Raw genomic sequence first — 13,994 nt, forward strand, 5'->3', positions numbered from 1 at the left:
ATGTCGCTCAACGGTGCGAAGGTGGTAGTGATCGGCGGCAGTTCCGGCATGGGGCTCGCCGTGGCGAAGATGGCCGCGGACGAGGGGGCCCGGGTGGTGATCGCCGGCCGGTCGGAGGAGAAGCTCCGGCAAGCCGCGGACGAGATTCGCCAGCCGGTTGAGGCCCGTTCCCTTGATGTGACGCAGGAACAGGCCGTACAGGCGTTCTTCGCCGAAACCGGCGAACTGGACCACCTGGTCGTAACCGCGGCCACCGGCGTGGCGGGCTCGTTTCTGGAGCTGGAAACCCCATCGTTCCGCCAGATCTTCGACAGCAAGTTCTGGGGTCAGTACTTTGCGGCCCGCTACGGGGCCCAGCGAATCAGGGAGGGGGGCTCAATCACCTTCTTTTCCGGCGTGGCCGCGACCAAGCCCGTGGACGGCCTTTCGGCGTACGCCGCAGTGAACGGCGCCGTGGAGGCCCTCTGCCGGAGCCTGGCCGTGGAACTGGCGCCCCTGCGGGTGAACGCCGTCTCGCCGGGGATCGTGGATACTCCCGCCTATGCCGGCATGAGCCCCGCCGAACGGAAGAGGATGTTCGACGCCCTCGCCGCCCGGCTCCCGGCCCGGCGGATCGGCAGGCCCGAGGACGCGGCCGCCGCGGTGATCTCGCTTATGAAGAACGGGTATGTCACCGGATCGGTGGTACACGTGGACGGCGGGCAGCGGCTGGTCTAGGGACCAACCGGCCCTACCGGCCCATCAGGCGGGGACGGTGAAGAAAAAAACGGCGCCACTCCCCGTTTCCCCGCGAGCCCAGACCCGGCCGCCATGGCGATGGATGATTCGCTGGACCGTGGCCAGGCCGATGCCGGTGCCGGGGAATTCCGCCTTGCTGTGGAGGCGCTGGAACGGCACAAACAGTTTGTCCGCATAGGCGTTGTCGAAACCGACGCCGTTGTCGCGGAGATACAGGCGCCGCTCTCCTCCCGCCTCCTCCACGCCGAACTCGATCACTGACGGAACGACTCCGGCGGTGAATTTCCACGCGTTCTCCATGAGATTGGTCATGACCGCCCTCATGAGATGTGCGTCGGCATTGACCACCACCCCCGTGCGGATCACAAACTCCACGGGCCGCTCCGGCGCCGCCCGGCGCAGCTCACCGGCAATCTCCGTTGCCATGTCGCTCAGGTCTACCGGAAGGCGCAGCAGATCGGCACGGCCGATTCGCGACAGACCGAGCAGCGCCTCGATGAGCTCCTCCATTTTCGTTACATTGATGCGGATCCTGGCAAGGTATTCACGGCAGGCAGGGTCCACCTCTTCCCGGCAATCCTCTTCCAAGGCGACGGCAAAGCCGCGAATGACACGCAGCGGTGCCTGCAGGTCATGGGAAACCGAGTAGTTGAACGCTTCCAGCTCCCTGTTGGCGGACTCGATCCTGATGCTCCGTTCCACGAGTTGCTGCGTGGCAGCGTCCAGAATCGCCACGCTGGCATTAATTCCGCCAATGGACAGAAGACCCGCGATCCCCCGTGAGCACGGAGGGATGCTCCCCTCGGCCGGCAGATTCGCTGCAATGGCTTCATACTGCCGACCGAGCCTAGCGCTTGCCTCCGCCAGGCGGTACACGAACACGACCGTGTAGAGATACGCAACCGTGAGCGCGAAGATGGCGGGATCGACCCATACCTGCCGGAATGCGAACAGAGACAGGGTGCAGAGCGGTATGCCCGCGAGGCTGACGAACAAAACCGCCAGCGAACCGGCTTCACTGAAGAGCAGAAAGAGCAGGAGCCAGCAACCGGCCAGCACGGCGCAGAGGGCAAGGCGGGACGCGCTGCTGGGAGAACGTATGCCGTTCCCCTTCAGCACCGTATCGAGGATATTCGCCTGAACCTCCACGGGGGCCATCCTGTTGCGGGCCTGGGAAAAGGGAACTATGACCCGCTCATCGATGCCCGGCGCCGTTACCCCCACCAGGACGAAGGCGTCGCGGAATGCATCCGGCCGGACGTTCCCCGCCACCACATCGGCCAGGGAAAAGCGCGGAAACATGCCGGGCGGGCCGCAGAAATCGATGTACATGGGGTAGTGCTGGGCGATGGCGGCCGAGGGCGTTTCCGGCAACGGCGCACCGGCGGCTGATGGCGCCGTCACGGCCCGGGCGGCATCGCGCAGCGCGAGGGCCAGCGAAGGGACCTGTCGCCCGCCGGTTTCCAGCCCATGATAGACGTGCCGGACAATACCGTCCACATCGGGCTCCAGGTGCAGGTGCCCGGTGGGGACGCGCCCCAGCGACGGGGCGGGCAACGCGAGCCGGAGCCGGTCGTCGATGTAGGCGGGCACAACCACTCTCCCATGCCGGGCAATGGCTGCGGCAAAACTGTCGTCGCCTTCGCGGGGCTCGCTCATGATGATGGCGAACCCCACGGCCCGCGCCGCGCCTGCCTTGTCCAGGAGCGCGCCGTAGACGCTCCGTTTCAAGGGCCAGGGCCCCAGTTTCCCGAGACTCTCCTCGTCCACGGTGACGAGCACGATGGGCGCATGGGGCCGCACCTCGCCGCGCAGGCGAAACGCGAGATCATAGGCGAAACGGTTCAGCCCCTCGAAGAAGCCGAGTCCGTCCAGCACGAACAGCAGGACCACCCCGGCGGCGGCAGCCGCGACGATGTGGTATGTTGTCCTCTGCTCCCCGGCCATAACGCGTCGCTCCAGCCCCTAGAGAAGCAGCCCCAGGAGCAGTCCCGCCACGCCGAGGATTCCCAGCGCGCCGTAGGGAAAGGACCGGTTCACCTGGAAGCTCCGGGGTGGCGAAAAATCTCCCTGGCAGCCCTCTCCGTCGATGGCCGCCGTCCTGACGAAGTACTCTCCCGGCTCCGGTGGCAGGGGAAAGGAAGCGGCCGGCCGATCGGCGACCTCCTCGCCCAGCAGTTCGGCAAAGGCCCGGTCCCTTGCCAGTTGGAAGCAATAAGAGCGAGCACCCGGCACCGCCCGCACCCTCACGTCGAGCACGGAGCCCTTGCAGCGCGTCTCCTCGAATTCGGGGGCGGCCGGCGGCGGAACGACCGTAACCTCCACGGGGTTGGTCCACTCGCCCCGATAGCCGTCCGCAGCAATGGAGCCGAGCCGGACGAAATAGGTGCCGGCGTTCAGCGGCCCCGTCTCGAATTCGGTCGCGTCGAGCGCATCCCTGTCAATCACCGGGGTGGAGAACGAGCGCCCCCCTGCCACCTGGAGCCGGTACGACACCGCATCGTGCACCTTGAGCCAGCCGACGGTCAGCGAGCGGTTACACGCCCGCTCCCCGTCACGCGGGGTTTTGACAAAGGGAGGAAGGGGGTTCAGGCGTACCGTGAACGGCACGGTCCCGGACTCGGCCCCCTCCAGCCCCAGCCGGTCGACGCTGCGGCTGCTCAGGTGATAGGCTCCATCGGCAAGTCCCCGGATCACCCACGGCTCACCGGCGGGGAGCAGCGCGTCGTACACCAGTTCCTTCATGTCGCCGTCGCGGGCGACCATGACCCGGTACCCCGCGGCATCCGGCGCCTCCGAGTGAGCGAACCGGACCGGCCCGGAGCGGAAGAGGGCCGGCCGTGCCTCCACCCCGGGAGGGGCCAGAAGCCGCTGCGGCGGCAGCGGTGGCTCACCCGCGCGCACCAGGGTGCCCTCTCCCGCGGCCAGGGGGACCTCGCGGCCACGGGCGTCAACCCCGACCCGGCCCTCCAGCACCTCGGTGCGGGTTTCACCCGCCCGGCCCACCCCCACCCGGAACTCGGTACCCCGCGCACCAGCCACGGCAGAGGGGGTACGGATCTCGAAACGCTGCTCCCGCCCCGTGGCCCTCTTGATGCGGGTTATCAGATTGCCCTTGCCGAGCAGCAGTTCCCGGTCGAAGAACACGTTATCCCGCCGGAGCGCGCGGACAACGTCGACACTGCCGTTGCCGCGCATCAGGAACGAGCTGCCGTCCTCATAGCCGACCTCCACGGCACCCGTTACGCCGGTCACCAGCCGCCCCCCGGCGGGCACGCGGCCGCCAATGCCGGCAAGCTGCTCGATGATGCCGCCTTTGCCTTCGAGGCGCACGTCGCCGCTAAGGAAGGTGATGACTCCTTCCAGACCGGTGCCCCTGAACAGTGCCGCGGGAATCCTGATGCGCTGTCCGGGATGGATGAGGTCGGGGTTCTGCAAGTGGTTGAGCCGGGCAATGGTTGGACAGCGGCCGGGATTTTCAAGGTGCTTGCCACACAGTTGCAGCAGGGTGTCCCCTGGCGAAACGGTGATTTCGACCGACGGCTCACAACGGGCAGCGACCACAGATGCCGGCAGTGTCGCGAGCAAAACCGCCACCGCCGCCAGCCGGCGGATACCGTCTCCCGCCGGCACCCCCATGTCCTGTGCAGGCACGCTCCCGTTTCCGGCAGCTCCCGTGTGGCTTGCCATGTATCCTCCGCAGAAACATGCAATGTTAAATTTAATTTAGTTTAGCGTTCCGGGAGATATCCGCAAGGGCTGGGGGCACGATACTCCCGCAACCGGCCAGTTGCTCCGGGACGTGCCGGCCCGATTTCCACGATGCATCGGCAGGCTTCTCATTGCTTGACGCCCTGTCACCTTTCTGCAATAATTCGCGTTCGGTGCTGGCAACTTGTTGTTCCATGCAGTTAATTTCATTTTAAGAGAGAGGTGCCGAACGTGAAAAAACTCGTATTGCTGATGGTCTCTGCCCTGCTCGTTGCTTTTGCCGCAACCACCTTCGCGGCCGACGGTTCCTGGAACCGGGTCAAATCCGCCGGAAAACTGGTCATCGGCCTCGATGACGCATTCCCCCCCATGGGATACCGCGATGCCAGCGGCAAGCTGATCGGTTTCGACATCGACGCCGCCGAAGAAGTGGGCAAGCGCCTGGGCATCAAGATCGAGTGGCAGCCCACCGCCTGGGACGGGGTCATCCACTCCCTCAACTCCAAGAAATTCGATGCCATCTGGAACGGCATGACCATCACCGATGAGCGGGCCAAGCAGGTGGCCTTCACGAAGCCCTACATCATGGACGGCCAGATCGCCGTGGTGAAGTTCTCCGAGAAGCGCTTCAAAAAGATCGCCGACCTGAAGAACGTGAAAATAGGCGCCCAGAAGGGCTCTTCGGCCCTCAACGCCGTGAAGAAGCTCCCCACCGCACCGGCCGAGCTCAAGGAGTACGAGGACAACCCCAAGGCGCTGCTGGATCTTGAAGCGGGCCGCATCGACGTGGTGGTGATCGACAACGTGACCGGCCGCGACTTCATCGCCAAGCGCCCGGGCCAGTTCAAGGTGGTCCCCGGCTTCATCAGCAAGGAGCCCTTCGGCGTCGCCTTCCGCAAGGAAGACAAGGACCTGCGCGAAAAGGTGCAGAAGACCCTCGACGCCATGGTGAAGGACGGCGCCCTGGCGAAGATCTCCCGCAAGTGGTTTGCAGAAGACATCACCAACCCCAAGAAGTGGTAAGAGAAGCGCGGCTTTTCCGCAATCTCGGCGTTGGGCTTCGGATTTGATTGTGCGGCGTACAGAAGTACGCCTCCGCTCAAATCCTTGCCCGCCTTGACCTTGCGGAAAATCCACGCTTCTCAAATGAGCTTTTCTATGAACCTTAAACCATACACTCTCGGCAGGGTCGCCACGGCCCTGCTTTTTTTGTGGATCACCGTTGCAGCGGCGCTGGCGTCCGAAGCCGATTACGACGCCCTCTTCCGGGAGGCCAACGACCTGATGGGGGCCGGGGATCTCCCCGCCGCCATGGAGGTGCTGAAGAAGGTCCCGGCGCCCCGGGCGGGCGAGGAAGGCGATGCCTTTGTCCGGAGCCGGATGCAGATCGCCAAGCTCCACTTTGCTGCCAAGGAGATGGACGAAGCCCTGGCCGCGGCCCGTGAGGTGCTCTCCCTCTACCCGGACAACAGCGAGGCGAAGAACTTCGTCGCCTCGGTGGAGCGGGAACGGAAACCCCGCTACGTCACGTTCCTCCAGGACTGCCTGAAGTTCCTGCCGGTGCTTCTCAAGGGTGCGGTGATGACGCTCCTGCTGGTGCTCTGCACCATGTTCATCTCCCCCATCGGCGGGCTCCTCATCGCCCTGGGGCGGATCAGCACCTTCAGGCCCCTGTCGGCCCTCTGCTGGTTCGTCATCTGGCTCTTCCGGGGCACGCCCCTCCTGCTTCAGCTCTTCTTCATCTACTACGGACTCCCCTCCCTCGGCATCACCCTCAAGCCCGTCACCGCCGCGGTCATCGGCCTGGGGCTCAACTACTCGGCCTACCTGGGCGAGATCATCCGGGGAGCCATCCAGAGCATCGACCATGGCCAGACCGAGGCGGCCAAGGCCCTGGGCATGACCTACGGCCAGGCCATGCGCCGGGTCGTCATCCCCCAGACCTACAAGCGGCTCATGCCTCCCATCGGCAACGAGTTCATCGCCCTGATCAAAGACACGGCCCTGGTCTCCACCATTGCCATGGTCGAGCTGATGCGGGCCGCGGACCAGATGTTCAATACCTACTTCAACGTGACGGCCCTCATCCTGGCCGCCGTCATCTACCTGATCTTCACGACCTTCTTCACCTTCCTCTTCGAAAAGATCGAGCACCGGGCAGGGATCTATGAGCGACGTTAAGCCCCTCATCCAGCTGGAGAACATCACCAAGCGCTTCAAGAGCCTCACGGCGGTGAACGGCGTCAACCTGGCGGTCCATCCGGGGGAAAAGCTCGTGATCATCGGCCCGTCCGGTTCGGGCAAGTCGACGCTGCTCCGCTCCATCAACTTCCTGGAAGAGATCGACGAGGGAACCATCCGCTTCGAGGGGAACGAGGTAGGCTACATCCGGCGCCACGGCAAGCTCCACCTGGACAAGCAGCCGGTGATCTGCGCCCTGCGGGCCGAAATCGGGATGGTCTTCCAGCACTTCCATCTCTTTCCCCACATGACGGTCCTCGGCAACGTGATGGAAGGCCCCCTCACCGTGCAGAAGAAGAGTGCCGCCGAGTCCCGGGAAACCGCCCTGGCCATGCTGGCCAAGGTGGGTCTCACCGACAAGAAGGACGTCTATCCCGCCACCCTCTCCGGCGGGCAGAAGCAGCGGGTGGCCATTGCCCGGGCCATTGCCATGCGGCCGAAGCTCATGCTCTTCGACGAGCCCACCTCGGCCCTGGACCCGGAACTGGTCGGGGAGGTCTTCGACACCATCCACGCCCTGGCCGACGAGGGGATGACCATGATCATCGTCACCCACCACATGGGCTTTGCCCGGGAACTGGCCGACCGGGTGATCTTCATGGAAAAGGGGAACTTCCTGGCCGAGGGGACCCCCCGGGAGTTCTTTGCCGAGGGAATGAACAACGAGCGGATCCAGTCGTTCCTGAACCGGATCCTCTAGGAGGCACGCCATGAACCGCGACTGGACCCTGATCGAAACCCTGCTCCCCCAGGACACCAACCCGGCGGGATCCATCTTCGGCGGCGTGATCATGGGGCTCATGGACAAGGCCGCCGCCATAGCCGCCTGGCGCTATGCCCGGCGCGAGGTGGTCACGGCCGGGGCCGAGCAGATCTCTCTGCTGCGCCCGGTACGGCTGGGGGAAGTGGTCAAGGTGGAGGCCCGGGTGGTCTGCACCGGCCGGACATCCATCGATGTGGACGTGGTGGTTGAAACCGAGAATGTCCTCACGGGCGACAGCGCCGTGGCGGCCGCGGGATTCTTCACCATGGTCGCCCTGGACAGGGAGGGCACGCCCACGGAAGTTCCCCGCTGGGAGCCCCGCAGTGAAGAAGAGCGGCGACTCTGCGAGGCTGCCCGGGAACGGCGGGCCCGGCGCGGACGGAAATCAGGGCGGTAGTAGTGCTGACGGCGGCTGGCTGCCACGGCAGGCGCCATAGCTAAGCCGACGAACAAGGCATCGGAGTGCCGCTCAAAACCGCGTCCACCGTCTATCCTGAATATCGGCAAGATACACGCACGCGAGCCATAGCACAAAACCGAATCAAACCGGTCGTAAATGCATGCCTTTTTCGAAGGGCTGCTAGAACGAACCTGTTGTGGATGGCGTTTTGCTTATCGGCAGTACCGTATCAACGGCGGCTGCGGACGATGATTATATTCCGGAGGTCAATGCGCTATGAGCGATTACCCTTATGAAGCCAACCTGGTATTTCGCCTGTTGCTGGCTGTACTCTGCGGAGCTCTCCTGGGGTATGAGAGGGAACGGCACGGCATAAGCGCCGGCTTGAGAACCAACATTCTTGTCTGTGTCAGTGCGGCATTAATGATGATTGTCTCAAAATACTTTTACTACAAGCCTGGCGAGATTATCGACAATATCAATATCGGTCTTGACCCGTCGCGCATTGCCGCGTCGATCATCTCCGGCATAGGCTTTCTCGGGGCGGGCGTCATTATCAAGGAGCGAGGCAGCATCCGCGGACTGACCACGGCCGCGACTCTCTGGTACAACGCCGGCCTGGGCATGGCGTGCGGGGCAGGCATGATCATCCTGCCGATATTCTGTACTGCCATTGGCCTGGTTTCGCTGACAGCGCTCAAACAGCTTGGGAACCGGATACCGCGGGACCAGCACAAAAACATCATGGTGGAATGCAACAACCTGGGGGAACAGTCGCTCCTGACGCTCAAAGACTATTTTACGGAAAGGAACATCCAGATCATTGACATCAACCTCAGCCAGCAGATACGGGAATCAACGACCAATTATGAAATTGTCGTCAAGGGGAACTGGCATAACGACGAACTGCTCAGGCATGTCAGCAACCTGTCCCGCTTCGATTTTGTCACCCAGACCAAGCTGAGTTGAACGTGGGGCGTGCCCGGCACATCGTTCGCGGTGCGCCGGACCCCAGTGACACATCCCGCCCTTGCCGGCGATCCCGGCTGCACTCTGAGGCTTAGCAGGTCGTTGAAAATCGGCCCTATTTGAGATTGAAGAACTTTTAGTTCGATTTTTTTGAATCAGTTGAGCGCTTTATCGGGTTTCAGTCCGCCGTTTTGCTCTTTATCAACCTCATATGCTGCTGTTGTTGCCTGATTCGAGGGATGTTCCCCCTGTCAGGTGACACCAAGGCCCAGGTTTTTCATCCGAACCAGGTTGTAAGCCGCTGCGTGCAGGTCAAGTTGCATGGCGATTTTCTCGATTCCCCGGTACATCGTTTTGCGTAACCTGCCTACGGTCTTCATCCAGCCAAAGCCTTCTTCGATCCGTTTCCTGATCTTCTGGCTGATGGCGTAGTTCGGATGATTGGTGGTTCTACCGTCAATGGCCGACTTTCTGTTCGTGGTGTTCTGCGCCACGTGCGGTGTGATCCTGAGCCGGCGGAGTTCTCTGACGAAGGCTTCCGTGTCGTAGCCTTTGTCACCGCCAAGCGATATGCGGCGGGTGGTCCGGGGGAGACGCTGCACCATTGTCTTTGCCGCTTCGCGTTCGCCGGAACCGGATGCCATTGTTACCTTGGTCCTGACAATCAGGCCACTGCGGTTCTCCATCAGGGTGTGCCCCTGGTAGCAGAGCTTGGCTTCCTTGGTCTTTCCCTTGCGGTAGAGACGGGCATCGGGATCGGTAACAGAACCATGGGTTTCGTTGGTAAGCTTCTGCCCTTTGAAATCCACGGTCTCGTTTCTGCCTCCACCGCCAGCTGACGGTGGACCATCCTTGGGCTTGAAGCTCTTGATGGATGCCCAGGCTTCGATGAGGGTGCCATCAACCGTGAAGTGCTCGCGTGACAAAAGGCGCTTTCTTTCCGCCTGAGCCAGTATCCGTGACAGAAACTCGGCAGCAACCTCGGAACCGATCAACCGTTCGCTGTTCTTGGTAAAACTGGAATGGTCCCAGACCTTCTCATCCAGGCCCATACCAAGGAACCAGCGGAACAGGAAGTTGTAGTGGATCTGCTCCACCAGCTGCCGGTTGCTACGGATGGAGTAAAGAATCATCAGCAGTTGGGCTTTCAAGAGCTTCTCCGGCGGGATCGACGATCTGCCGGTTGTGGCATACATACTGTCAAAGAGCTTGTCCATCCCTGCCAGGGCTTCGTCAGCCATTTTACGAATGGCCCGCAAGGGGTGGTCCTTCGGGACAAAGGATTCAGGAGTCACATAGGTAAAAAGTGCTTCTGTGTTGCTGTCAAAACCGCGCATAACTTTCCTCAATAATTGCAAAGTGTTATGCGCGATAAACTACCATAAAACGGCTGTTTTCTCTATTTGAATTTCAACAGCCTGTTAGGCTGAACTTCATCCGGCCGACACACACCCCCGACACGGAATCATAGCGAACACCCCTGATTTCCCCCGGCTTCCCGGGCTTCAGCCGCTGGCTTCTCCACTCCCGCGCCAGGCGATACGGGATCAGAGGTTGACCTGGATGCCCCGGCCGTGCAGATACTCTTTCACGTCCTTGACGCGGAAGGTCTTGAAATGGAACACCGACGCCGCCAGCAGAATCCGGGCCCCGCCTTGCACCACGCTGTCGTAAAAATGTTCGAGGGTTCCGGCGCCGCCGGATGCGACGACCGGCACGGTGACCGCATCGGCGATCGCCCTGGTGAATGCGAGGTCATATCCTGCTCGCGTGCCGTCGCCATCCATGCTTGTGGGCAGGATGACGCCCGCGCCGAGATCCTGGCACTGGCGCGCCCATTCGACGGCATCCCTGCCGACCGGTTTCGTGCCGCCGGAAACCACCAGTTCGAAACCCGACGGCATTGCACTGTTTCTGCGGGCATCGACCGCCACGGTTATCCGCTCGGAACCGAACTCTCGGGCGGCATGGCGCACCAGAGAAGGGTCCTTGACCGCGGCGCTGTTCATGGAGACCTTGGAGGCGCCCGCGGCAAGGGTCATCCTGATGTCATCCATGCTGCCGATGCCGCCGCCCACCGTCAGGGGGATGGAAATGACTGCCGCGACATTTTCTACCCACTCCAGGCGGGTTTTCCTGTTTTCAAGGGTTGCGGCGATGTCGAGCATGGCCAGTTCATCGGCTCCCTCGCTTTGATAATACCGGGCGTTTTCCACCGGATCGCCGGCATCCTGCAGGTTTACGAAATTCACCCCCTTGACGACACGCCCGTTTTTCATGTCAAGGCACGGCATGATCTTCACGACCGACATACTGTCTCCTTTCCGAATCCTGCTCCACGATTGCAACATCCCCATCACGATGGGGCGGAATACCCTGTCCCGTTTTCAGGCCCACCCTTCCCGCTGCCCGTTGCCGGTTCCGCAAAAAACCCCATGGCCATGACCTGGTCGGCGTTCATCACTATCCTGAGAATTTTACCGACCCTTTCCCGCGAGACTTCGATCACCCGCAGCACGTCAGCCAGGTGCGCGTACCCCGGCAGCATCGCTGCCAGCAGGTTCTTGGAGTCCATGAGGAACCGGCGGTTGAACCTGTTGCCGTGGTCTTCCGGATAGAGGGGGATATACCGGATGCCGGCTTCCACCATGTCCTGAAAAAAGTGCGTGCCAAAGGAGAGGTCTGGTTCGTGGGAGCCTGCTTTGTATGCGATCTCCATCAGAACCGCCGCATTGCAGATATCGGCATAGGAGACGTGGACCCCCTGCCTGATGTCTCCCCTGCTCCCCCAGCGCCCCGGACCCAGCAGGATGAAGCGGCGTTTGGGGAGCAGAGCGTTCAACAGCCCCACCGCCCGGCCGATGTCCACCAGCGCATCCAGGCTTGCCTGTGCCGCGTAGCATTCCGGCGGGACGTAGACGATATGGGTTATGTCCGGTATGCGTCCGTTTGAAATGAACCGATGCGCCGTAAACAGGACCTCGCTCTCCGGGATGTCATCCCGTATGGTGCCGGGCAGCGCCTCGTTTTCCATGCTTTGCGGCCGGCACTGCAGCAGGTAGAGTTGATTGCCGTCATGGGCGAACTCTATCTCCACGGGCATCTTCATCCCTTCCCGCAGGGCCTGCAGGATCGCCTTGATCTGCCTGATGAACGGGGTGCGCTTCACCAGGCCGTCAAAGGTGGCGACCATTTCGTCGCGGTTCAGGTGGAGTTCCATGGTCGGGATGTGGCAGATCTGGCCGTCGCGGTAGGCTGAAATCAGGTGGGACAGATGCGGAATGTCTCTTCCGTGCCCGTGGAGGAGGCGGTCCAGCGGCACCGTCTCGAAAACCCGGTCCTGGAGGTTGATCACGTCCACCTTTGCGGGTGAATAGCGCCGTATTTCGTCAGGCGTGACATTCACCCGCAGGGCCGGTTGTCCGGGGGACAGCAGCACGGGGTAGTCGTTGCTGATGCGGTCCACGGCCCGCGTGCCGAGGCCCGGCACCAGCCGGCACAGGCCATCGTCGCGCTTCAGGCGGGGTGACCAGCGGAACTCGTTGGAGCTCATGGCCACCCCGGCAAACACCGGCATGTGATAAGGGCCGACCCGTCTCCCCACAACCTCCTGGATCAGGATGCCCATCTCTTCGCGGAAATCGAGCAGCTCCCGCTCGGAACGGTAGACGATCGGGTCCGGCCCGAACACTGACGCGTAGATCTCGGCAATCGCATCGAGCAGGGCGTGCAACCTGGTCCGCTTGTCCCCCTGATTGGATAGGAAAAGGCTTTTGTACTTGCCCGAAAACGCAGTCCCGGCCTGGTCCTCCAGCAGGCTGGAGCTACGCACGATGATCGGGCATTCGCCGAAATCGTCCAGCGCATGGGACAGGCCCCGGTAAATGTCGGCAGGAAACCGGCCGTGCTTGAAAAGCTGGATGATGTTGGGATATTCGAAGCGGATCTGCTCGATATCCTTGTACTTCAGCTCGTTCACATCCTCCAGGTCATTATAGTTCAGGAATGAGGTCAGGCAGTCCGCAGTCAGATACCAGGTTTTCGGTATTCTGATATCCGCAAGCAGCCCCTCCCTGGCGGCAGCCTTGGTCAGAATGCGCCAGGCAACAAAAAGCCCGGTGCTCTTCCCCCCCAGCCGCCCGTTGCTTGTGGCAGGGTAGATGATCCGGGTCACCAGATCGAAAAAATCGGACACCTGCAGGTGATGTTTTACGAGATTGATGAAATCGATGCTGTCGGAAAAAAACCGGCGGATCAGCGACACCCGGAGCCATTTCTCCGTCGATTGCGCCAGGACGGCCCCGTCGCCGGACTGGGCGCGATACCGCAGAATGACATCGATGATCTTGCCCAGGGATATGTTTGCCGAGTCCACGGTCTTGATCAGATAACTCAGCCTGTTCTCCTGAATCCACCGGTGCAGGGAGGACAGTATCTCGGCGTCGCTCAAGTGACGCGCGGCAATCTCGAACACCTGCGCGCTCATGTCGAGGATGTCGACGCCGGGTTTCCGCCGGCTCGGGCTGTTGATCTCGGATACGGTCTCCGGATGATGGGCGGCAAAGGTTGCGGCAAATGCGTCAAGGGCCTGACGGGCCTCTTTGACATCGCTTCTGCACAGGAAATAGAGCATTTTGCGGGAGCAGTAGAGATAGAGCCTTTCGTCGGTGCGGCGCAGCGCGTCCACGAGCGCCATCCATTCGCGCGTTGCCGCCCGCTGCTCGCAGAGGAGTTTCTCCAGGTCCCGGTGAAGCAATGTCTGGCCGATCCGGTCGGCGATCGTCCGGAGCAGCTTGCTTTCTTTCTCCAGGAAAACACCTTCGCCCTCGGGTGAAAAAGGCACCTCCCGTACGTAGGATATTTCGAGCGAGCCTGCCTCCCGGTCCCCTGCGGATATGGGAACGGCTTCAGACCAGCGACTCGGGATGAAATGGGGCGGTTGGTACACCGCCCCGTCATACACGATGCGGGCCTGGCAGAGTTCGGGGTAGCGCCAGCCGGAAGGGATCGCCGCGATGATGTCGCGGAAAAGCCCGGCAAGCGAACCGGAACGCCTGGCCAGCAACTCCTCGATCCTGTAGAGGCAGTTCAGCTCCTTTTCCCGTTCGAGCAGGACCTGAATCAGTTCAGGGGGCTGTCCGTTGCCTGGCATGGTGTGACCTCCCGGTCAGC

At 62.1% G+C, this 13,994-nt stretch carries 11 protein-coding genes; 6 read left to right on the plus strand and 5 right to left on the minus strand.

Annotated features, from left to right (window positions below; all coding sequences use genetic code 11):
• On the plus strand, window positions 1-717 hold the full coding sequence (locus A2G06_12700; GenBank protein ID ANA40988.1) for a short-chain dehydrogenase: 717 nt from the start codon (window positions 1-3) through the stop codon (window positions 715-717).
• 24 nt (window positions 718-741) lie between these two features.
• Here the strand turns inward: A2G06_12700 and A2G06_12705 are convergent, their stop codons facing one another.
• The gene (locus A2G06_12705; GenBank protein ID ANA40989.1) at window positions 742-2,685 is read right to left on the minus strand and encodes a hypothetical protein; all 1,944 of its coding nucleotides are present in this window, start codon (window positions 2,683-2,685) and stop codon (window positions 742-744) included.
• An 18-nt stretch (window positions 2,686-2,703) separates the two neighbouring features.
• The gene (locus A2G06_12710; GenBank protein ANA40990.1) at window positions 2,704-4,428 is read right to left on the minus strand and encodes a hypothetical protein; all 1,725 of its coding nucleotides are present in this window, start codon (window positions 4,426-4,428) and stop codon (window positions 2,704-2,706) included.
• Between the two features lie 252 nt (window positions 4,429-4,680).
• On the opposite strand from A2G06_12710, the gene A2G06_12715 reads away from it, so the two are divergent.
• The 5 genes from A2G06_12715 to A2G06_12735 all read left to right on the plus strand — a co-directional run bounded on the left by A2G06_12715 (window position 4,681) and on the right by A2G06_12735 (window position 8,822).
• Window positions 4,681-5,472, plus strand: coding sequence for an amino acid ABC transporter substrate-binding protein (locus tag A2G06_12715; GenBank protein ID ANA40991.1), 792 nt, complete (start codon window positions 4,681-4,683; stop codon window positions 5,470-5,472).
• 135 nt (window positions 5,473-5,607) lie between these two features.
• Window positions 5,608-6,630, plus strand: a complete 1,023-nt coding sequence (locus tag A2G06_12720) for an amino acid ABC transporter permease (GenBank protein ID ANA40992.1) — start codon at window positions 5,608-5,610, stop codon at window positions 6,628-6,630.
• Window positions 6,617-7,390, plus strand: a complete 774-nt coding sequence (locus A2G06_12725; protein ID ANA40993.1) for an ectoine/hydroxyectoine ABC transporter ATP-binding protein EhuA — start codon at window positions 6,617-6,619, stop codon at window positions 7,388-7,390. The genes A2G06_12720 and A2G06_12725 overlap by 14 nt, the downstream gene beginning before the upstream one ends.
• Window positions 7,391-7,400: 10 nt before the next feature.
• Window positions 7,401-7,850: an acyl-CoA thioesterase gene (locus A2G06_12730; protein ANA40994.1), complete on the plus strand. Its 450-nt coding sequence runs from the start codon at window positions 7,401-7,403 to the stop codon at window positions 7,848-7,850.
• A gap of 279 nt (window positions 7,851-8,129) precedes the next feature.
• Window positions 8,130-8,822 (plus strand): magnesium transporter MgtC, encoded by a 693-nt coding sequence (locus tag A2G06_12735; GenBank protein ID ANA40995.1) that lies wholly within the window; start codon window positions 8,130-8,132, stop codon window positions 8,820-8,822.
• Window positions 8,823-9,073: 251 nt separating this feature from the next.
• On the opposite strand, the gene A2G06_12740 is transcribed toward A2G06_12735, so the two are convergent.
• The 3 genes from A2G06_12740 to A2G06_12750 all read right to left on the minus strand — a co-directional run bounded on the left by A2G06_12740 (window position 9,074) and on the right by A2G06_12750 (window position 13,974).
• Window positions 9,074-10,159 (minus strand): transposase, encoded by a 1,086-nt coding sequence (locus tag A2G06_12740; protein ANA40996.1) that lies wholly within the window; start codon window positions 10,157-10,159, stop codon window positions 9,074-9,076.
• Window positions 10,160-10,369: 210 nt separating this feature from the next.
• Window positions 10,370-11,134 (minus strand): imidazole glycerol phosphate synthase subunit HisF, encoded by a 765-nt coding sequence (locus A2G06_12745; GenBank protein ID ANA40997.1) that lies wholly within the window; start codon window positions 11,132-11,134, stop codon window positions 10,370-10,372.
• 44 nt (window positions 11,135-11,178) lie between these two features.
• Complete coding sequence (locus tag A2G06_12750; protein ID ANA40998.1) at window positions 11,179-13,974, minus strand: hypothetical protein; 2,796 nt, start codon at window positions 13,972-13,974, stop codon at window positions 11,179-11,181.
• Window positions 13,975-13,994 lie beyond the last annotated feature (20 nt).

It is taken from the genome of Geobacter anodireducens (genome assembly GCA_001628815.1).
GTDB classification, from domain to species: domain Bacteria; phylum Desulfobacterota; class Desulfuromonadia; order Geobacterales; family Geobacteraceae; genus Geobacter; species Geobacter anodireducens.

Excerpts from the sequence above, each read along its gene's own strand:
- A2G06_12700 (ANA40988.1), top strand. The coding sequence starts at position 1 with ATGTCGCTCAACGGTGCGAAGGTGGTAGTGATCGGCGGCAGTTCCGGC.
- A2G06_12705 (ANA40989.1), bottom strand. The coding sequence starts at position 2,685 with ATGGCCGGGGAGCAGAGGACAACATACCACATCGTCGCGGCTGCCGCC.
- A2G06_12710 (ANA40990.1), bottom strand. The coding sequence starts at position 4,428 with ATGGCAAGCCACACGGGAGCTGCCGGAAACGGGAGCGTGCCTGCACAG.
- A2G06_12720 (ANA40992.1), top strand. The coding sequence starts at position 5,608 with ATGAACCTTAAACCATACACTCTCGGCAGGGTCGCCACGGCCCTGCTT.
- A2G06_12725 (ANA40993.1), top strand. The coding sequence starts at position 6,617 with ATGAGCGACGTTAAGCCCCTCATCCAGCTGGAGAACATCACCAAGCGC.
- A2G06_12730 (ANA40994.1), top strand. The coding sequence starts at position 7,401 with ATGAACCGCGACTGGACCCTGATCGAAACCCTGCTCCCCCAGGACACC.
- A2G06_12735 (ANA40995.1), top strand. The coding sequence starts at position 8,130 with ATGAGCGATTACCCTTATGAAGCCAACCTGGTATTTCGCCTGTTGCTG.
- A2G06_12740 (ANA40996.1), bottom strand. The coding sequence starts at position 10,159 with ATGCGCGGTTTTGACAGCAACACAGAAGCACTTTTTACCTATGTGACT.
- A2G06_12745 (ANA40997.1), bottom strand. The coding sequence starts at position 11,134 with ATGTCGGTCGTGAAGATCATGCCGTGCCTTGACATGAAAAACGGGCGT.
- A2G06_12750 (ANA40998.1), bottom strand. The coding sequence starts at position 13,974 with ATGCCAGGCAACGGACAGCCCCCTGAACTGATTCAGGTCCTGCTCGAA.